The organism is Bacillus sp. AM 13(2015), assembly GCF_001518755.1.
In the GTDB taxonomy this organism is placed as follows: Bacteria; Bacillota; Bacilli; order Bacillales; family Bacillaceae; genus Bacillus; species Bacillus safensis.
Window position 1 is genome coordinate 51,917 of record NZ_LKCP01000083.1, and the last position, 20,190, is coordinate 72,106.

Below are 20,190 nucleotides of genomic sequence, written 5' to 3' on the forward strand. Positions count from 1 at the left end.
GAACAGCCATGAATCCCAATAAATTAACACCTGGATACAACATCATGTGGGAATCAAGCCGAATGATGCTCCCAGAGCACCGTGAACAGCTGCTTGCTCAAAAACGGAAGAAAAAAGAATACACGCCTCCTCCGCTGAGCACTGATCAGCTAGAGGAAATGAATTTTTTGATCACACAGTCGATTACAGAGGATCAAGCGATTTGCGTGACATATGCTGCAGCAGGTATGAAACAGCAGTTTTGGGGCTGGGTGAAAGCCATTCATTATGAAACGCAGCGCATAAAAATCGTCAATGATGAAGATGTTCTCCACCTGTCCTTGCAGCAAATTGCCGCGATTGATCTGGATTAAATGGTCTTTAAGTGATCGTACGAATCAGCAAAAAAACATAGAAGCATCGGCAGAAAAAACATGCTCTCCAAATTTGCGGGCTATTCGGAGCTCCTCTGTCATATGGTGGATGTCTCCTCCATCAAATTGTGTATTTAATTTGCACAATTTTTCATGTATGATTGGAACATCTTAACACTCAGGGGAGAAACAGCATGAAAAATAATTTACGTACTTTACATCCACTTAGTTGGACGATCATCATCGGCACCATATTCGGCCGAATGGCGACGTCCATGAGCATTCCTTTTTTGGCCGTTTATTTGACACAAGTCAAAGGGGCTTCAGCTTCTTCAGCTGGGTTAATCATTGCCGTCAGCTCCCTTATTGGGATCCTTGCGAGTTTTTACGGCGGCTATGTTTCTGACCGAATCGGCAGAAAAAAAGTCATGCTTCTATCCATCTTTGGCTGGTCATTTGTCTTTGTTGGCTTTGCGTTTGCAGATGCCATTTGGGTCTTCTTCCTCATGAACGCTTTAAATGGACTGTGCCGGGCACTGTTTGAACCGACGTCTAAAGCACTCTTATCTGATGTCACCCCATCAAGTATTCGGTTGTTTGTTTTTAATTTACGGTATACGGCCATTAATATTGGTGTAATCTTCGGCCCGCTGCTTGGCTTATATCTCGGGTCATCGAAAACAACGTTTCCATTTCTTGTCGCTGCCTTCATTTATTTGTTATACGGATTAACACTGGCCTGGCAATTTCAAAAACATCCAGTTGCTGCTCCAGAAAGCACAAAACAAATCAGCGTCAAAAAAGCCCTTTCCATTATTCAAAAAGATACGGTCTTTAGCATCATCCTCATCGGCGTTACCTTATGTTCGTTCGGGTATTCGCATTTAAGCTCAACACTGCCTCAATACTTATCAGCGTCACCTATGATTGAGGATGGTCCTAAACTGTTTGGATATCTTTTGTCTTTAAATGCAGTGGTTGTCATTGTCGTACAATACCCGCTCATCATGATTGCGAAGCGCTACTCCACCATTTTGTCGCTGACCACCGGGAATATTCTCCTTGCCGGCAGTTTGTTTGCCATTGCTTTTTCACAAAGTCTCGGCATGCTTGCTTTCATCATTGTCGTGTTTACGATTGGCGAGGTTCTGCTGTTTGCGATGATGGATCTTTTTGTAGACAATATTGCAAAGCCTGAAGTGAAGGGATCTTACTTTGGTGCGATGGGATTTTCTCAGCTCGGCAGCGTCATCGGACCATTTGTCGGCGGACTGTGCATTGACTATTTTGGCGCAGCCCATCCCCTCTCCATTTTTACGGTCTTGTCGATGATCACCGTTGCAGGCGTTCCATTCTTACTCATAGGATATTACCGTTTAAAAAAGCGATCGGCAGCGGCCGTAGCTGTTAAAGTAAGTGGAGATCATTAAAAAAAACCGCTCTCTCGTTTGAGCGGTTTTTTCTTTATACCCGGCGGATGGCGATCTCTTCCACCTTGTGCTGATCACCTTTTTTCAAAATGAGATCAGCTCGATATTTTGTCGGCAAAATATTTTGATATAAATTAGGCCGATTCACGGTATTCCAAATCGTGCTTGCCATCTGATCTGCCTCTTCATCCGTCAAATCTTTATATTGATGAAAGAAGGATTCAGGGTCTTGGAAGGCTGTTTCTCTTAGCAAACGAAACCGTTCTTTATACCATAATTGAATTTGCGTTTCAGCGGCGTCTACATAAATCGAAAAATCAAAGAAATCTGATACAAACACACGCGGTTCATCCTTCAGATCATCCAGCTCTGGTGATTGGAGCACATTGATTCCTTCAATAATGACAATATCTGCATCCTCTACTGTTTCATACACCCCTTCAAGCCGATCATAGGTCAGATGCGAATATACCGGGGCATGCACAGTTTGTTTACCTGATTTTAATTCATTTAAAAAAGACAGCAGGGCTTTGACATCGTAGCTTTCTGGAAATCCCTTCTTTTCCATCAGCCCTCGATCCTTTAATTCTTTTTGAGGATATAAAAAGCCATCTGTTGTCACAAGACTTACCTTCAGCCCATCTCCAAGCCTCGATAAAAGCGTTTCAATGATACGAGCCGTTGTGCTTTTCCCGACAGCTACACTTCCAGCAATCCCAATTAAAAAGGGAATTTTGGCATGATGCGGGTAGTTTAAAAAGGCATTCACATGCTGGTTTTTTTGTTTTTCTGCAAAGACATGTAATGTCAGAAAACGAATAAGCGGTATGTAAATATCTCGAACTTCTTCGAGCGATAAATAGTCATTTAGCCCTTGCAGCGCTCTCGCTTCCTCTTCTGAAACAGATACCGGCATATATTCTCCAAGAGCGGCCCAGGCCTCTCTCGTATGGCGCGTGTATAACGTATTAAAATCTAGTCGCGTGTCACTCAAAGTCTTTCCCACCAATCTTCACTAAACTCGTAACCCAAAAAGACGATAATCCGATTGTAGCTTAAAATGAAGGCGCTGTCTTTATTTTTCAACTAAAGTTTGCTTCTTTTGCAAAAAAAAGCATTAAAAAAAGGGATATGAGGGTAAATAAGAGTATTCAGTACGATAGATAGAAGGGAGCACACCAAATGAAATATGTGATGATTGGCGGAGATGCAGCAGGAATGAGCTGCGCTATGCAAATATATAGAGAGGATCCAAATGCACACATTGTCGCTTTTGAGAAAGGAGAGATTTTCTCATATGGACAGTGTGGACTCCCCTACTTGATCGGCGGTCTCATTGATCATCACAGAAAGCTGATCGCACGCAGTGCTGAAACTTTTCGTGAGAAATATGGAATTGACGCCAGATGCTTACACGAAGTGACCTCCATTGACCCAGAGCAAAAAACAGTGTCGGGTCATCATACAAAAACAAAAGAACCTTTTACAGAAAACTATGACCGTCTTTTAATTGCGACAGGAGCAAGCCCTGTCACACTGGATTTAGACAGCCAGCCATTAGAAGGCGTACACGTATTAAAAACCATCCCGCATGCGCTGTCCATTTTAGAACATTTAGAAAAGGACATCACACATATCACGATCATTGGCGGTGGATATATCGGCCTTGAAATGGCTGAAAATTTAAAAGCGCTCGGAAAAAACGTACATATCATTCAGCGGGGAGCAGCACTCGGCCCGGGCTTTGACTCCGATATGGCAAAATATCTTAAAGAAGAGGCTGACGCCAAGGGTATTCACGTATCACTTGGAGAAACAGTGCAGCAATTAGAAGGCAAGTCACATGTTACAGCTGTTATCACAGACAAACAAACCATTCAAACAGATATGGTCATCATGGCCATCGGTGTCACTCCGCAAACCTCCTTTTTACATCATACCGGAATCAAGCGTCTTCAAAATGGCGCTATTGCAGTAAATCAATACATGCAAACCAATATAAAAGACATTTATGCTGCTGGTGATTGCGCGGCGACCTATCACCGCATCAAAAAATCATTGGATTATATTCCGCTTGGCACAACTGCGAATAAACAAGGGAGAATCGCAGGCTTTCATATGACAGGAACAAACCGGGCGTTTCAAGGCGTGACTGGAACAGCCATCATGAAATTTATGGACTTGACAGCGGGAAGAACAGGCTTATCAGAAAAAGAAGCAAAAGAAGCGGACATTCCTTTCTCCGTGATCACCATTGATAGTACGGATCACGCAGGGTATTACCCAGAAGCGCAGAAAATGAAAGTGAAACTAATCTACAGAAGCGATGACCATACCTTGCTTGGTGCCCAAATCATCGGCAGAAACGGTGTAGATAAACGGATCGATATCGTGGCGGCTGCCCTTTACCAAGAGCTGACCATAACAGATCTTGAAGATTTAGATATTAGCTATGCACCGCCCTTTAACAGTGTATGGGACCCGCTTCAGCAAGCGGCAAGACGGATATAGAAAGTGGCGCAATGAAGCCTGATCAAAAAAGAAACCAGTTCAAAACCGGTTTCTTTTTTGTTACTTTTTCATCAACGCTTTGCGTGCTGCTTTTTCAAATAAAAATGGGAATAACTGATACAATTTGCTGCCAGCGTTCATCCACCCGGGCAGATTAATCTCTCTCTTTTTCGTCATCATGGCAGATACGACTTTGCCTGCCACCTTGTCCGCACTCAGCATCATAAAGTCAACGTTCTTCACATATTCACCGCTGCGGTCAGCGATGGTAAAGAAATCTGTTGCAATCGGTCCTGGATTGACTGTTGTCACGTGAATGCCTGAGTCTGCCAGCTCCATTCTAAGGCTGTTTGAAAATCCAAGAACGGCATGCTTTGATGCGGAATAAATGGCTGATTTGGGCGTCGCAACCTTTCCTGCCTGGGATGCGATATTGATAATATGTCCCTGCCCTCTTTGCTTCATCTCAGGGATAACCTTTTTCGTACAGGCGATTAAGCCAAACACATTCACCTCAAACATCGACACCATTTCTTCGATGGACGCATCTTCGACGAGATCGAATACACCAAAACCGGCATTGTTGACCAAAATATCGACCGGCCCCACTTCTTCATACGCGCGATCAATATCCTCAAGCTGGCTGACATCAAGCTGGGCGATGTGACACACCCCGCCAGCGCTCATAATTTTTTCTTTCACATCTGTAAGCTTTTCTGTTCGTCTTGCTGAAATAATGATTTCTGCGCCTTCTTCTGCTGCCAAGTACGCCATTTTTTCACCAATGCCCCCAGATGCGCCTGTAATCCAAATTCTTTTTCCTGTCAATCGCCCCATGCGTTTCACTCCTTAGTTTGCCCTATAATAGACGATTCCGTCTTTTTCTAATTCTTCAATTTGACTAGCCGCTAAGAGCACATCAAGCTGACCGACTGTCTCTGACATCGTTAAAAATAAGGCCTCTTCATATAGCACTGGAAATAGCTTACGGCAAAGATGAAAGGCTGTCATTTCTTTTTGTTTGAGCAGCTGATACATTGTGTTTGCCCGTTTTTCTTGTTTCTTAAATCTTTCTTCGATCAATTCATGGTGAGCCGTGATGAGCTGACCGTGTCCCGGATAAATCGTCTTGATTGGCAGACGCAATAACCGATTAAGTGATGCTTTATATTGAAGCAGTGATTTTTGACGTTCCTCACCTTCATACGGTGCTTCCATTAACGGATTTGAGGAAATGGTCGTCAAAAGCAGGTCGCCGCCAATAAAATTCCCCGTTCTTTCGTCTAGAAAGGAAAGGTGAGACTGTGCGTGTCCGGGTGTTTCCATCACAAAGAAGTGTTCATGCCCGCTTAAACGATCACCTTCTTTTATGACCTCATCTACATGTGAAGTACAAGAATATGTATAAGATTGCTTCACCATTTTTTCACACTCATTTTGTCGAAGCGGCACACCTAACTGCTGAAAAAAAAGAGTCATAAAGTCCACTTGGCGCTGCTTAAACACCGGATCCTGACTAATATACGGCTCATTTAGCTGATGCCCGATCACACGGACATGAGGTTTCATCAAATTCAATAGACCGACATGATCTGCATGATGATGGGTCAGCACCACTTGATCAATATCGTCTATCGATAAACGATGTTCCTTTAGTTGCGTGACAAAGGCATGCTCTGCCTCTTCTGTCATCGGCCCGCAATCTACTAAGGTTACGGCCTCTCCTTTTAATACATATGCATGCACATCCCCAACGGCAAACGGCGTCGGGATGGATAATTGAATGATGTCTTCTTTCACTTTTATATGTCATCTCCTGCTTTTTGACTCATGATTGTGGGACTCAGTCTTCTTACTTCATTGTATCTTGCAAAAGGCAGACTGTCATGCGGTTTAGATGGGCAATTTTTTTTAACTGCCCCTATTGACATAAACTTGTCCATCGTTGCATAATGAACAACAAATATATGATGCGCGATGACAAGGATTAGTAAGCAAAATAATGATGCAAGAGAGTGAGGTTCGCCGGCTGTAAGACTTCACCATCCTCTTATTTGCTGAACCTGCCCTTTGAGCTGTTAGGCAAACCTAAACGTTTCCCGCGTTAAGGGACTAGAGCTGAGTATGCATGTTTGCATGCTAATTGAGGGTGGTACCGCGAAAAACCTTTCGTCCTTTTCAGGCGAGAGGTTTTTTTATTTTCTACAAGGAGGAGCAGCTTATGAGTAAAATTGGATTTATCGGTGCAGGCTCGATGGCAGAGTCTATGATCAAAGGTTTATTAAAAAGCGGCATGATGTCGAATGAAGATATCATTGTCACAAACAAAACGAATGAAAAACGATTAGAGGAATTACAGGCGCGATATGGGGTCAAAACGGATTTCGCTCGCTCCTTTATTTATGAAGAAGCGGATATTCTCGTTTTTGCCTTAAAACCGAAGGATGCAGAAAGCGGAATTTCTGAAGTCCAGCCTCATTTACATGGCCAGCTGATCATTTCGATTTTAGCGGGTATTTCCATTGAAACGATTCAACACTATGCTGGCGGAAAGAGTGCAGTCGTTCGTGCGATGCCAAATACATCAGCGGCGATTCAGCAGTCAGCAACAGGTATTGCCGTAAGTCAAGAAGTGACTGAGGAGCAAAAGAAAAAGGCTGTCGAGCTGTTTGAAACAATCGGGCATGTCAACGTATTAGATGAATCGCAGCTAAATGCGGTGACAGCCATCGCAGGCAGCGGCCCTGCCTTCATTTATCATTTGATTGAAGGAATGGAGCGAGGTGCTTCGGAACTTGGAATGGACCAAGCAACTGCGAAATTACTCATTTGCCAAATGATTGCAGGTGCCGCCAATATGCTTCAAGACAGCGGAAAAGAACCTGCCGAACTGCGCAAAGAAATCACAAGTGAAGGCGGAACAACAGAAGCCGGCCTGAACACACTGGCTGCCTATCAATTTGAAGAAGCTGTTGTCGATTGTGTCAAAACAGCCACTAAACGCGCAGCAGAATTAAACGAAATGTTTTCAGCAAGCACGTATAAATGAATTTGAAAGCACCTGTTTTGATGCGGGTGCTTTTTCACTGCCTCATTGACATGATGGCTTTGATTTGATCCAGATGATGTTGTTCATGTAAGGCGATGGTTTCTGCTAATATTTGAACGTTCATCAGTCCTTCTTCCGGATGCAGGCCTGATTGTTCCCATATATCTTTTTCTAATAGCCTAAGTGTGTTGTATCTTCTCTCTTTCATCCGTTTGATCAATGCTTTGATCTCCTCTGCGTTATACCATTCATACGCTCTTTCTTTCACATACATTTCAGGATCATACGATTGAAAGGGCGTTTGATCATCTGATATTGTCTGCTCTATCCGCTCTGACCAGACTTCTTCTGTGTCATACAAATGACCGGCGAGCTGCTTGATTGACCATTTCCCCTCCCCTAAAGATTGATCCAGTGTGTTATCATCACAAGCCTCCACTAGCTTCTCAAGTTCACGCATACTTTCCTGAAGCGATGTGATGATGTCTGTTTTTGTTAATATCCCAGTTTCCATTTAATGTTCTTACCCCCTTCAAATAAATGTAAGTCTTCATCAATATCATACTCTATTTATCTAAGTGGAAAGATCGTTTATTTAAAAATAGAAGCCCTATCATCAAGATAGAGCTCTTCACACATCTACTTACTTTTTCTCTAATAAAGCATGAATCGTTGATTCTAGTAATTCTGGCAAAATGCCAAAAGAGAACGGGACGTGCAGCCGTTCTGTCCATTTGTGCGGGTCCTTTCCTAATGGACCCACGTTGATGACTGGAACGTAAAGGGCTTCCTTTTCTCCTTGCGGTAAAGAATAGCCTTTTTGGTAAAGCGGCATATTGGTCGTGTAATGACCTACCTCCTGCTTTTCGAGCTGTAAGTAACTTAAATCAGACAATCCCGGGAAATATTTCACTTCCTCTACTTCAAGTCCGTACACCTCTTTTGCCTCTTCTTGAATCTTCTTGAATGTCTTCTGAATATGCGGATCTTCTGTTGAGGACACAGAAGGGTAAAATGGCGGACTATAAAATAGAACAATCAGCGGTCCTTCTTCCTTACAAAGCGTCGTCAGCTCCGAGACAATTTTCGTTGAAAAATCACGATCTCCAAGCTCACCCCGGTTGGCAAAGGCATAGTTGACAATGCGCTCAACCTCCTGTTCACCAGAGCGTTCTGCGGCCTTTTGATACAGCTCGTGATACGTGAGTACCGTAACCCGGGTGTCAATTGGTGTAAAGTGTTTGAATCGCTGAAAGTCAGCTGTTTTTTGCTGAAGATTGGCCTCGATTTGGCCTGCTGCTTGCTTCGCAGTATCATAGAGAAGGCCGTGCAGTTCTTCACTTGAACGTTTCATCATGAGCACATTAAATAAAGATACGGCTGTGTGAGGTGTTTGAACGGAATAGGCTTCTTTCAAGTCCTTTTGCATTAAGTTCGTTGGGGGCGGAGTTACTTCACCATCTACTTCCTCACAATAATCACTATTGAGCTCTAACAGCCGGTTTAGTTCAGATACCATAAAATTCGCATTTAAACCTGAGAATGGCTCTCCTACATGCGTTTCAATCCCTTTACAGAAAAATCCGGCTAATACCTTTCCTATACTGCCTGTATACATATAATGATGTTCATCCCCTGGATACTTTTCAAACATGGGCTCACTGTTTAAACACACGGTATAGTCAAGGTCATGCTTTTCTTTAAGCTCCTTTAGTTTCGGGACAGCCTCAAGCATTCCTTGTGAATTCACTTCTTCATCAGGAACTGTGACAAGCAGGACATTTCCATCAAATGTTTCTGTCATCGCTCTTTCCAGCATAGAAAGCTGCACGGTGAGCCCTGCTTTCATATCCATGGCCCCTCTCCCAAACAGCCAGTCGCCTGAAGCAAGGTCCTCTCTTGCCCTCTTTGGAAGAAGCGCAATTTTTTGCGAAAAGGATGCCATTAACTCTTCAGGCTTGCATGCCATGTTTTGAAATTCGCCGTAATCTTCTGTATCAACTACATCAAAGTGACTAAGAAGCAGCACGGTACGCCGCAGCGTACTGCGCTTCACAAGTGCCGTTAAATAATACCGGCCATCTTTCATCGGATGCAAAGCCAAATGATCAGGGTTCTGCTCAAAATAAGGCCGTTCCCTTAGCAAATAATATAAGTATTCCGCTAACGCGACTTCTCCTGTTGTACCTGATATGCTTTCATATTGCATAAGAGCTGTCAGGAGCTCCTTTAGTTCACTCTCTGTTTGCCATTTCATCCGTTCTCCCCCTTTGATGTCTCTATCTCTCCATTATACAAAAACGTGTATAAAAGCTATATTCTTTGAGCACCTTTTATGACGAAAGTTTGAATGGCTGTTATAATCGGCTATACAATTCCATGAGGAGGCGAAGGTATTTGGAAACAAAACTCTTTTCACCTTGGACATTAAAAGGTGTTACACTGAAAAACCGCATCGTGATGTCCCCGATGTGTATGTATTCATCTTATGACCGTGATGGGAAATTACAGCCTTTCCACTTCACACATTATATTTCCCGTGCACAAGGTCAGGCTGGCCTCATTATGGTGGAAGCAAGTGCTGTATCTCCTGAGGGAAGAATTAGTGATCACGACCTCGGTATTTGGAGCGATGAGCACATTGAAGGTTTCGCTTCATTAAACGAACAAATCAAATCATACGGAACGAAGACAGCCATCCAGCTAGCCCATGCAGGCCGTAAAGCGGAACTTGATGGGGACATCCTTGCACCATCAAGCATTCCATTTGATGAAACATCTAAAACCCCTGTCGAGATGTCTGGTGATCAAATCAAAGATACCGTTCAGGCGTTTCAGGATGCAGCTGTACGGGCAAAAAAAGCGGGCTTTGACATCATTGAAATTCATGGTGCACATGGCTATTTAATCAATGAATTTCTTTCACCGCTTGCGAACCACCGATCAGACGACTATGGCGGTTCACCAGAAAACCGCTATCGTTTCTTAAGAGAAGTCGTAGACGCAGTCAACGCCGTATGGGACGGACCTTTATTTGTCCGTGTGTCGGCTTCTGATTACACAACAAAAGGACTTGATATTGCAGATTATATTGGGATTGCCACTTGGCTCAAAGAGCAAGGTGTCGACTTAATTGATGTCAGCTCAGGTGCTGTCGTACAGGCGAAAATCAACACATTCCCCGGCTACCAAGTAACATTCGCAGAGAAAATAAAAGAAGGGGCCGGCATTCAAACAGCTGCTGTCGGTCTGATCACATCTGGTGTACAGGCAGAGGAGATTTTACAAAATCAGCGTGCGGATTTGATCTTTATTGGCAGAGAATTTTTACGCGATCCATACTTTCCAAAAACAGCTGCTCAAGAGCTCCGTACATCCATTGAAAGCCCGCGTCAATATGATCGTGCTTGGTAAAAGCTTTTAGGAAAAAAGGTGTCTATTTTTCGAAATAGGCATCTTTTTTGTTTTTAAGAGAAACATATCTGCCTTTTGTGCCGTCTTTTAGCTAAAGAACCACTTAGAGGAGATGGAAGAATGAATTCGGCAATGATTGAAAAAATGTATCATATAGATGGACACCATTTTTATACAAAACATCGTCAAGGCAAAAGGCAAGCCACGATTATCTTTGAAGCTGGCTACGGCATTTCTAGTGATACGTGGTCGAATATGGCCCGTGATATTGACCCAGAGCTTGGGGTTTTCTTATACGACCGTTTAGGAAATGGAAAGAGCAGTGAGAGCGGTGAAGGAAGAACATTGCATGACCTCGCTGATGATTTAGATGCGCTGCTGAAAGAAGCCAATATTCAGCCGCCATTTCTCATCGTCGCTCACTCATTCGGCTCTCTTGTCAGCCGGCTATGGGCAAGCCGAAGAGGAGATGATGTCATCGGCATGGTGCTGCTAGACCCAGCAAGTGAGGAACAAGAGCAGGTGATCCTGCCGCTTTTATCAAAGGAAGAACGCACTTCATATATGGCGCAATTTACAGCAGAATGTACGCATGAGGACTTTCAGCAAATGTTAAGCACAATCAAAGAGGAGCAAACCCATTATGGGATGATGCCGCTTCTTGTCATTTCATCAGGTAAGAGCCGATTGTTTCATCCAGCGCATGAAGCTTGGCTCAGACTGCATAAACGCATGCTGTCTTTGTCATCCCAAAGCGGATGGATTCAAGCGCAGAACAGCTCGCACTATATTCATCATGATGAACCGCATATTGTACAGCTTGCCATCTATGATGTATGGTGCGCAGCCAAACAACCTGTCTCCTATTATCAAACTGCTAATTAAAACGAAAAACTCCTTGACCCGTTATGAGTCAAGGAGTTTCTTTTATTTATGCCGTTGGAGCAGATTGACTTTTTTCAGAAAGCAGCTTTTCAATGCTGACAAGCTGAACACATAATGTAAAGATGTCAATCGCTTGCTCTAGTTCTTCAAGAGCCGGGAATGTTGGTGCAATGCGAATGTTACGATCAAGCGGATCTTTTCCATATGGATATGTTGCACCTGCACCTGTCATTGTGACACCTGCTTCTTTAGCTTTTTGCACAACCGCTTTTGCACAATGATCAAGTGTATTTAAACTAATGAAATATCCGCCATTTGGCTTGTGCCATTCAGCGATATCTTTTCCGCCAAGTTTTTCGTCAAGAATGGAAAGAACGAGGTCAAATTTCGGCTTAATGATCGCTGCATGCTTTTTCATATGTTCCTTCAAACCTTCTGGATTTTGGAAGAAACGAAGATGTCTAAGTTGATTGATTTTGTCAGGTCCGATCGTTTGAATCGATAATTGCTTTTGAGTAAAGCTCACATTGTCCGGGCTAGACGCCATCAGTGCAACACCTGAGCCTGGGAATGTAATTTTAGACGTAGACGCAAACATAAACACACGGTTCGGGTATCCTGCCTCTTCAACTGCTTGAAAAATATCTTTTAACGTATCAGGTGTATCCGTTAGATGGTGGACTGCATATGCATCATCCCAAAAATGCGGAAGTCGTCTGCTTTTGTTTTCATTGAGGCTAAGCGGTCAACGACTTCATCTGAATACGTAATGCCGTCTGGATTGCTATATTTCGGTACACACCAAATGCCTTTAATCGCTTCATCTTCTGCGACCAATTTTTCTACCTGATCCATATCAGGTCCATCAGCCTTCATATCGACCGTGATCATCTCTATGTTAAATAGCTCACAAATGGCAAAATGACGGTCATACCCTGGGCTTGGTGCAAGGAATTTTACCTTTGGCAGCTCTCCCCAAGGTGTTTTGCTGTCACATACGCCGTGAGTCATCGCACGTGCAATGGTATCATGCATCATATTCAGGCTTGAGTTACCGCCGATGATGATTTGTTCAGGCTTTAAATTAAGTACATCTGCAAAAAATTTCTTCGTTTCAGGAAGGCCTGTCAAGCCGCCATAGTTTCGCACATCTGTGCCATCTTCAGCTGTCATTGCATCCTTTGATGTCACAACATCGAGCATGCCCATAGACAAATCGAGCTGTTTTGGTGAAGGCTTCCCTCTAGACATGTCTAAGTGCAAGTTTTTACTTTTGTAAGTTTCATACTCATTTTGTAGTGCCACATATAGGTCATTCAATTCTGCTTCACTTAATGCTGTAAAACCGCTCATCTTTGATTGTGCCTCCCGTATTCTTCATAGTTTGATTCGTCATTTGTTTTTTCTTCACCATTTTACCACTACCTGAAAAAGAGCGTCATCATAAATATCAAAAAAATCACACAACTTTTTTTGACGATTCATCCAATTTTTACAGGGTGCGTTCAATGGGGAAAGAAGAGAAATCATGTGCAGCTTCTGTCAGCGGGAATATATCGCGGGCTTCTTTCAACAGTTGTTTCAGTGCCTCTTCTCCTTGGTAACGTGCACTTATATGGGTCAAAATGAGCCTTTTTGCGCCTGCTTCCTCTGCTGTTTTCGCTGCTTGTTCTGTTGTGCTGTGATAATAATTGTAGGCTAAATCTGCATCTTCTTTACCGAATGTTGCTTCATGGACTAACACATCCGCATTTTTGGCAAGCCTTGTTATATTCTCGCACAAACGGGTATCTCCTGAAAATGCAACGATTCTCCCTTTTTTAGGGGGTTCCAAATAATCGGTTCCATCGATGGTTCTTCCATCTTCGAGTGTCACGGTTTCCCCATTTTTCAACTTCTGATACAAAGGTCCAGGTTTTACACCGATTTCTTTTAGGTCTTCGGCTTTTAATGAACCAGGCAGATCTTTTTCCACAACCCGGTAGCCGAAAGCTGGAATTCCGTGAGAGACTCTTCTTGCTTCTACTCGAAAGGTATCATCTTCAAATACGATCCCTTCTTCTATTTCTATGATATGCAGCGGATATGTCAAATGCGTTTGCGAGGCTGAAAGTGATGCGTTTACAAAGGCCTTGATGCCCTTTGGTCCATAGATCGTCAATTCATCCTCCCCGCCTTGAAAGGATCTGCTGCCAAGAAGTCCCGGAAGGCCATATACGTGATCTCCGTGCATATGTGTGATAAATATTTTCTCGATCTTTCTCGGTTTAATCGTTGTATGTAAGATTTGGTGCTGCGTTGCTTCTCCGCAATCAAAAAGCCACACTGCATTTCGTTCTTCTAAAAGCTTTAGCGCTGTGCAAGTGACGTTTCTTGTTTTTGCAGGAATGCCTGCACCTGTTCCTAAAAAGAGCAGTTCCATTACTTTTCCTCCTAAAGCCGGTATACAATATCTTCATTCATATAGAATACATGAAGACAAGGTAAATGTGAATTCAGCGGAATTTTTGAAAAAAGTGAAACGAGAGCAGAAAAAGTCGAATCAAATGTTTGCTTTACGAACAATGAACCTTTAAAATAAAGAAAATGTACATACATTCTCGGTTTTTACAACAATGCTACGAATAAAGTGAGGTACTTCTCGTGAATACAGAAACTAACAACCCTAAAGCAGTCATTGTCATTTTTGGCGCAACAGGAGACCTTGCCAAACGCAAGCTCTACCCTTCTATACATAGACTTTATCATAGCGGAAAGCTCGGTGATCAATTCGCTGTTGTTGGAGTTGGACGCCGTCCGTGGTCTCATGAGGACCTCAGATCTGTGGTAAAGGAATCTGTTTCTTCTGATGATGCAGAAGCGAAAACAGAAGAGTTCATTTCACATTTCTATTATCACGATTTTGACGTATCAAGCCCTGCTTCCTATCAATCACTTAACACGCTTCTAACAGGCCTTGAAGATACGTACAGTATTCCAAATAACCGCATGTTCTATTTAGCTATGGCACCGGAATTCTTCGGAACGATTGCGAAGTTCCTAAAGAGTGAGGGCGTATCAGAAACAACCGGCTGGTCACGACTTGTCATTGAAAAGCCATTTGGGCATGATCTGCCAAGTGCGAAAACATTAAATGAAGAAATTCGTGATGCATTCACAGAAGATCAAATTTATCGTATTGACCACTATCTTGGTAAACAAATGGTTCAAAACATTGAGGTTATCCGTTTTGCGAATGCCATCTTTGAACCGCTTTGGACAAACCGCTATATCTCAAACATTCAAATAACATCCAGTGAATCATTGGGGGTTGAAGACCGGGCTCGATATTACGAAAATTCTGGTGCACTAAGAGATATGGTCCAAAACCATATGCTTCAAATGGTTGCCCTTTTAGCAATGGAGCCGCCAATTAAACTGAATACAGAGGAAATCCGCAGCGAAAAACGGAAAGTATTGCGCGCTCTTCGTCCTTTCTCTAAAGATGAGGTCGATCAATTCTTTGTCCGCGGACAGTATGATACGGGTACGATTGATGGCAGCGAGGTTCCTTCTTATCTGAAAGAGCAAAATGTTGACCCGAACTCAAACACAGAAACATTTGTGGCTGGGAAATTGCTGATTGATAACTTTAGATGGGCCGGGGTGCCATTTTACATTCGGACAGGAAAACGGTTAGAAAAGAAATCTACTCAAATCGTGGTTCAATTTAAAGACATTCCAATGAACCTGTACTATGGTAACGGAAATGCCATGCATCCAAACCTACTTGTCATTCATATTCAGCCAGATGAAGGCATCACCCTTCACCTGAATGCTCGCAAGCTGGATGGCGGCACGTATGCGAAACCGATTAAACTCGACTACCAAACAAACTATAACGACATCATGAATACACCAGAAGCATATGAAAAACTGATTCTTGACTGCTTACTAGGCGATGCAACAAACTTTGCTCACTGGGATGAAGTAGCACTTTCTTGGAACTTCGTTGATCCGATTTCTGAGAAATGGGCAGAAAACAAAACATTAAAACCAAACTATCCTGCTGGTTCTATGGGACCGAAAGAAGCGGATGAGCTTCTAGAAAAAGATGGATATCATTGGTGGAATATATAAAATCAAATAAAAAAAGAGCAGTCTCCCTCGGGGGTTCTGCTCTTTTTTTAACGTCCTGTTTTCGTGATTTCAACCGTTGAAAAGTCAAATTTATCATAGCGATGATGGCTAAACGAATATTCAAATGGCTGCCCTGCGTTTAAATAAGCAACCTGCTCGACTTCAAGCACAGGATCTGTTGGGTCACACCCTAAATACTGCTGATCCAGCTGATCTGATTTAGCCGCTCTAATTTTCTTGTGCGCTCCTGCTATTTTTAAATGAAGCTCATTTGAAATATAGCCATAGATAGAACCCAGTAGAACTTCTTCATCTATGCCCTTAATGAGATTGACAGGCATAAACGTTTTTTCTAATACATAAGGCTCTTCATCCACAAGACGGAGCCGGATGATATCATAAACAGGTGTGGTTGAGTCAATAGATAGATGGGCTGCCACCTCTTCGCTTGGAAAATGGACATCAAAGTGAATGATTTGAGTCGTGACGTTTTTATCCGCCATGACTTTTGTGAACCCTTTATTTTCATGGCCTGATACATTGATGGCCCCTTGATTGAGCGCCGCCTTCACAATAAATGTACCGTGGCCTCTTTTTCTAAAGAGCAGACCTTCTGCAACGAGAAGATCAAGCGCACGCTTCATCGTCATTCTGCTGCATTGAAATTCAGCGGCAAGCGAGTTTTCATCTGGAATGGGTTGATCTTCTGGATAATATGCTGTTCCTATTCGTTTTCTGATTTCTTCTGAAATGAGTTCGTACTTCTTCATCTCACACCACCAACTGACTTGTTTTTTCATAGCGCCTTATTTCAAGAAGGAATATGGCGTTTTTTAGCCTTCTTCTCATTCTACACTAAGGGATGTGAGCTTAAAAGGTGCCAGCCATTTTTGTTTCATCCACTTACCGTCACATAAGAAAAATACTTGCCCTTTTCAAGGAAAGAGCAAGTATTTTGATTAAAAACCGTTATTCTTTGAAACTGATTGAAACCAGTATCCACTCTTCTTAATCGTTCGTTTCCCGTCTTTTTGAAGATCAACTGAGACAAATCCATAACGATTTTTATATGCATTCGACCAAGACCAGTTGTCCATAAATGTCCACAGATGATAACCTTTCACATTGCTTCCTTCTTGAATCGCTTGATGCACCCATTTGAGATGCTCAGATATAAAGTCAATACGGTAATCGTCATGAATCATTCCTTCTTCATCCTTAAACCGCTCTTCTCCTTCGACACCCATTCCATTTTCAGAAATAAAGCATTCGATATTATCATAGTCTGTCTGGACTTTTTTCAATATATCGTAAATGCCCTTTTCATAGATTTCCCAGCCTCGATACACATTCATTTTTCTTCCCGGCATTTCAAAAGAATCAAAGTAATGGTTCGGCATAAATGGTGCTTGAGGATGCGGCATATGCTCTTTCGCTTTCACTCTTCTTGGCTGATAATAGTTGATGCCAAGAAGATCAATCGTATTCTCTTGAATCAGCTCAAGATCCCCTTCTTCCATACTTGGCATAAAGCCTTCTTTCTTTAAGACTTCTACTAGTTTTTCCGGGAAATGTCCTTTCACCGCAGGATCTAAGAAGGAGCGGTTAAAGAAAGCATCGGCCATCTCAGCTGCTTCTACATCGCGCGGATTCTGGCTTCGCGGGTACGAAGGGGTCAGGTTTAAGATGATGCCAATCTTACCGTCTTGCTGCATCTCTTTATAAGCCGCAATCGCCTTCGCATTTGATAACAGTTCATGAAAACCGACCTGCACAGCCTTTTGGAAATCGACTTCGTTTGGATAATGAAAGCTATACATATATCCGCCTTCTACAGGGACAATCGGTTCGTTATGGGTAAACCATTTTTTCACCCGGTCACCAAATAATTGGAAGCATAATGTCGCATAGCTGACATAATCGTCGACCAACTGTCTGTTCACCCAGCCGCCTTTCTCCTGCAGCGCCATTGGCATATCGAAATGGTATAGGTTCACAAATGGCTCGATATCATGTGCAATCAGTTCATTGATCACATCATTATAAAAGGACACCGCTTCTTCATTGACTGCACCTGTTCCTTCAGGTAAAAGGCGTGACCATGAAATCGACAGCCGAAATGAATTGTGGCCAATTTCTTTCATTAGACGGATATCTTCTTTATATTTTCGATAAAATTGAGATGTCACGTTCGGCCCTACGCCATCAAAAAAACGAGTCGGCTCTTGTTCAAACCAATGATCCCAAATGTTCGGTCCCTTTCCATCACCAGGGACGCTCCCTTCCGTTTGCGTCGCAGAAGCAGAAGATCCCCACCAGAAACCTTCTGGAAATGTATATGATTGCTTGTTAGTTTCCATCGACATGTATTGAGTCTCCTTCACCTTTGATGTTTGCTGCCTTCGTATTTTCTGTTGTCGTTATTTTTTCATTTTTCACATTCATCCGGTCAATAAATTTCAGGAACGGGAACCAAATGACAAACACAATCATCAGGTTAAACAACTGAAGCAGACCGCCAGCTAGTGAATTTGTCGCCATCATTCCGCTAATAAAGATTGGAACTGTCCACGGGATATTCACTCCTGTAGGCGGCGGTACAATGCCTGATGCCATCGCAAAATAAGTAATACATGTAATGACCATTGGCGCCAAAATCCACGGAATCAGAATAAGTGGATTCATGACAATTGGTAAACCGAAGATAATCGGTTCATTGACGTTAAATAATCCTGGTCCTAAGCCGAGCTTGGCTACTTGTTTTAATTGCTTACTTTTCAGGAAAATTAAAATGGTAAACACAACAGCAAGCGTCATACCGGTTCCACCCATTCCAACCGTATAGATTTCAATAAACTGCTTGCTGATGATATTAGGAACCTCACCTGTTTTTGTATAGCTCTCTAGGTTTTGAATGGATAATGTATTCCAAATCGGATCCATGACAGAGTTGATAATAATTTGACCGTGAAGCCCAAAGAACCAAAGAATTTGTATAAAGAAAACAGCGATCAACGTCGGAATGATACCGCTTCCAAGACCGACAAGTGGCGCCTGAATTGCATGATAAATCAGATCATGCATATTTGTTTTGAAGCCTTGTGTAATGATGATATTAATTAATAAAAAGGTTGTAAGTGTCAAAGTAGCCGGGATCAGTGCAGCAAAAGACTTGGAAACAGCTGGCGGAACCCCTTGCGGCATATTGATCACAAATTTCTTCTGGACAAAATAACGATAAATTTCAGCAGATAAAAAGCCTGTGATCATTCCTAGGAACATCCCCTTTGCACCTAAACGATCGACTGGGATGACGCCTGCAATCGTTGCACCGCCTTCTTGTTCTAGTAAAAACGGAGTCAGAAGCAAGAAAGAGGCTAAAGCAATCACGCCGCCAAAGACAGCTTCTACATCATAGCTTTTTGATAAATAGTAGCCGATCCCAAATACAACAAACACACTCATAATGCTGATGGTTGCACTCGGTGCGATATTCAGTGCAGACTGGACGCCTTCCAGTACGGTTTTACTCATGATTTTATCTAAAAATGGCAAATTCATCAGCACAACCATAATGGAACCAAAGATGGTGAGCGGGAACGCAAGCATAAAGGCATCCCGTAATACGCCTAAATAGCGGTTGTTGTTCAATCTCCCAGCAATCGGAACCAAAATGGCACTTATTTTATCAAACATTGGTTTCCCCCCTTGTTTACACCCTTTATTGTTTCAGCGATTGGAATATCGGCAGGAGCTCTCCCACAAGCTCCTTGATGGTAATAGTCGACATTAAGTGATCCTCGGCGTGCATGAGCAGTAAGGAAAAGGATGTTGTTTCTCCTCCTGCCTCCTTCTGCACGAGTTGAAAATGGATGTCATGTGCATGCCGTAAATCTTCTTCCGCTTCTTTCATGAGACCAAAAGCCTGTTCTTCTAGATCTTCTCGATATTGTTTAAGAGCCTCGAGCAATTTGCTGCGTGCATTCCCGCTGTGTAAGATCAATTGAAAGCTGACTTGTTCCTCCGTGAGCCCTTCGAGTGTTTTCTTTTCCATCCTTTAAGATTCCCCCATCAGTGTAAGTGCCTGTTCATACGCTTTTTGTCCATCGGCAAGCCCGTATGCCTGCATATCAATGACTTCTACCTCAATCCCGTATTTTTTTGCTTCTTTTTGAAGGTCTCCTTTTAAAAAGCTCATTTGCGGTCCGATTAACACAACATCCGCATTCGCCATTTCTTTTCTCGCTTGATCTTGCCCAACTGCCCAAATTTCTGCTTCGTCCCCAATTGAATCGGCATGTGCTTTCATCTTTGTCACTAGTAAACTCGTAGACATTCCTGAACTGCATGCTAATAAAATACGTTTCATTTCTCTCACCCCATTGTTGTAATAAAAGCGCTTCCAATTAATATTATATATTTTTATTTT

The 20,190-nt window shown here is 42.7% G+C and carries 18 protein-coding genes, 1 pseudogene and 1 other annotated feature; of the genes and pseudogenes, 7 read left to right on the forward strand and 12 right to left on the reverse strand.

Going from position 1 to position 20,190, the window contains the following annotated elements; all coding sequences use genetic code 11:
* The first annotated feature begins 8 nt into the window (after window positions 1-8).
* Window positions 9-353, forward strand: a complete 345-nt coding sequence (locus AOQ70_RS15445; RefSeq protein WP_047202242.1) for a YolD-like family protein — start codon at window positions 9-11, stop codon at window positions 351-353.
* A 194-nt stretch (window positions 354-547) separates the two neighbouring features.
* The gene (locus AOQ70_RS15450; protein WP_059377158.1) at window positions 548-1,783 is read left to right on the forward strand and encodes an MDR family MFS transporter; all 1,236 of its coding nucleotides are present in this window, start codon (window positions 548-550) and stop codon (window positions 1,781-1,783) included.
* Window positions 1,784-1,817: 34 nt separating this feature from the next.
* On the opposite strand, the gene coaA is transcribed toward AOQ70_RS15450, so the two are convergent.
* The gene (gene coaA / locus AOQ70_RS15455) at window positions 1,818-2,777 is read right to left on the reverse strand and encodes a type I pantothenate kinase (protein WP_059377161.1); all 960 of its coding nucleotides are present in this window, start codon (window positions 2,775-2,777) and stop codon (window positions 1,818-1,820) included.
* Window positions 2,778-2,965: 188 nt separating this feature from the next.
* Between coaA and AOQ70_RS15460 the strand changes: the two genes are divergently transcribed.
* Entirely contained in the window at window positions 2,966-4,294 is a 1,329-nt protein-coding gene (locus AOQ70_RS15460; protein ID WP_059377165.1) for a CoA-disulfide reductase, read from the forward strand.
* 60 nt (window positions 4,295-4,354) lie between these two features.
* On the opposite strand, the gene AOQ70_RS15465 is transcribed toward AOQ70_RS15460, so the two are convergent.
* Window positions 4,355-5,131 carry an SDR family NAD(P)-dependent oxidoreductase gene (locus tag AOQ70_RS15465; RefSeq protein WP_059377166.1) on the reverse strand — a complete coding sequence of 259 codons (777 nt, stop codon included), beginning with the start codon at window positions 5,129-5,131 and terminating at the stop codon, window positions 4,355-4,357.
* A 12-nt stretch (window positions 5,132-5,143) separates the two neighbouring features.
* Window positions 5,144-6,094 (reverse strand): MBL fold metallo-hydrolase, encoded by a 951-nt coding sequence (locus tag AOQ70_RS15470; RefSeq protein WP_059377167.1) that lies wholly within the window; start codon window positions 6,092-6,094, stop codon window positions 5,144-5,146.
* Between the two features lie 168 nt (window positions 6,095-6,262).
* Window positions 6,263-6,474, forward strand: a binding site (T-box leader).
* Window positions 6,475-6,515: 41 nt separating this feature from the next.
* Here AOQ70_RS15470 and proC point away from each other — a divergent pair.
* Window positions 6,516-7,343: a pyrroline-5-carboxylate reductase gene (gene proC, locus AOQ70_RS15475; protein WP_059377169.1), complete on the forward strand. Its 828-nt coding sequence runs from the start codon at window positions 6,516-6,518 to the stop codon at window positions 7,341-7,343.
* Window positions 7,344-7,377: 34 nt separating this feature from the next.
* Here proC and AOQ70_RS15480 read toward each other — a convergent pair whose 3' ends face one another.
* The gene (locus tag AOQ70_RS15480) at window positions 7,378-7,857 is read right to left on the reverse strand and encodes a DinB family protein (RefSeq protein ID WP_059377170.1); all 480 of its coding nucleotides are present in this window, start codon (window positions 7,855-7,857) and stop codon (window positions 7,378-7,380) included.
* Window positions 7,858-7,986: 129 nt separating this feature from the next.
* The gene (locus AOQ70_RS15485; RefSeq protein WP_059377173.1) at window positions 7,987-9,600 is read right to left on the reverse strand and encodes a M20/M25/M40 family metallo-hydrolase; all 1,614 of its coding nucleotides are present in this window, start codon (window positions 9,598-9,600) and stop codon (window positions 7,987-7,989) included.
* 140 nt (window positions 9,601-9,740) lie between these two features.
* On the opposite strand from AOQ70_RS15485, the gene namA reads away from it, so the two are divergent.
* Window positions 9,741-10,757, forward strand: a complete 1,017-nt coding sequence (namA, locus tag AOQ70_RS15490) for an NADPH dehydrogenase NamA (RefSeq protein WP_082700865.1) — start codon at window positions 9,741-9,743, stop codon at window positions 10,755-10,757.
* A gap of 120 nt (window positions 10,758-10,877) precedes the next feature.
* The gene (locus AOQ70_RS15495; protein WP_024422899.1) at window positions 10,878-11,642 is read left to right on the forward strand and encodes an alpha/beta fold hydrolase; all 765 of its coding nucleotides are present in this window, start codon (window positions 10,878-10,880) and stop codon (window positions 11,640-11,642) included.
* 46 nt (window positions 11,643-11,688) lie between these two features.
* On the opposite strand, the pseudogene AOQ70_RS15500 reads toward AOQ70_RS15495, so the two are convergent.
* Both AOQ70_RS15500 and rnz read right to left on the reverse strand, forming a co-directional pair.
* A pseudogene (locus AOQ70_RS15500) lies at window positions 11,689-12,995 on the reverse strand (aminotransferase class I/II-fold pyridoxal phosphate-dependent enzyme).
* Between the two features lie 139 nt (window positions 12,996-13,134).
* Complete coding sequence (gene rnz, locus AOQ70_RS15505; protein ID WP_059377176.1) at window positions 13,135-14,064, reverse strand: ribonuclease Z; 930 nt, start codon at window positions 14,062-14,064, stop codon at window positions 13,135-13,137.
* 221 nt (window positions 14,065-14,285) lie between these two features.
* On the opposite strand from rnz, the gene zwf reads away from it, so the two are divergent.
* Window positions 14,286-15,761 (forward strand): glucose-6-phosphate dehydrogenase, encoded by a 1,476-nt coding sequence (gene zwf, locus AOQ70_RS15510; RefSeq protein ID WP_059377179.1) that lies wholly within the window; start codon window positions 14,286-14,288, stop codon window positions 15,759-15,761.
* A gap of 47 nt (window positions 15,762-15,808) precedes the next feature.
* Here the strand turns inward: zwf and AOQ70_RS15515 are convergent, their stop codons facing one another.
* The 5 genes from AOQ70_RS15515 to AOQ70_RS15535 all read right to left on the reverse strand — a co-directional run bounded on the left by AOQ70_RS15515 (window position 15,809) and on the right by AOQ70_RS15535 (window position 20,130).
* On the reverse strand, window positions 15,809-16,531 hold the full coding sequence (locus tag AOQ70_RS15515) for a GntR family transcriptional regulator (RefSeq protein WP_024428032.1): 723 nt from the start codon (window positions 16,529-16,531) through the stop codon (window positions 15,809-15,811).
* 189 nt (window positions 16,532-16,720) lie between these two features.
* Complete coding sequence (locus tag AOQ70_RS15520) at window positions 16,721-18,127, reverse strand: glycoside hydrolase family 1 protein (protein WP_059377183.1); 1,407 nt, start codon at window positions 18,125-18,127, stop codon at window positions 16,721-16,723.
* The gene (celB, locus tag AOQ70_RS15525) at window positions 18,111-19,457 is read right to left on the reverse strand and encodes a PTS cellobiose transporter subunit IIC (RefSeq protein WP_039179764.1); all 1,347 of its coding nucleotides are present in this window, start codon (window positions 19,455-19,457) and stop codon (window positions 18,111-18,113) included. The genes AOQ70_RS15520 and celB overlap by 17 nt, the downstream gene beginning before the upstream one ends.
* 25 nt (window positions 19,458-19,482) lie before the next feature.
* Window positions 19,483-19,815, reverse strand: a complete 333-nt coding sequence (locus AOQ70_RS15530) for a PTS lactose/cellobiose transporter subunit IIA (RefSeq protein ID WP_059377186.1) — start codon at window positions 19,813-19,815, stop codon at window positions 19,483-19,485.
* A 3-nt stretch (window positions 19,816-19,818) separates the two neighbouring features.
* Window positions 19,819-20,130, reverse strand: coding sequence for a PTS sugar transporter subunit IIB (locus tag AOQ70_RS15535; RefSeq protein ID WP_041086064.1), 312 nt, complete (start codon window positions 20,128-20,130; stop codon window positions 19,819-19,821).
* Window positions 20,131-20,190 lie beyond the last annotated feature (60 nt).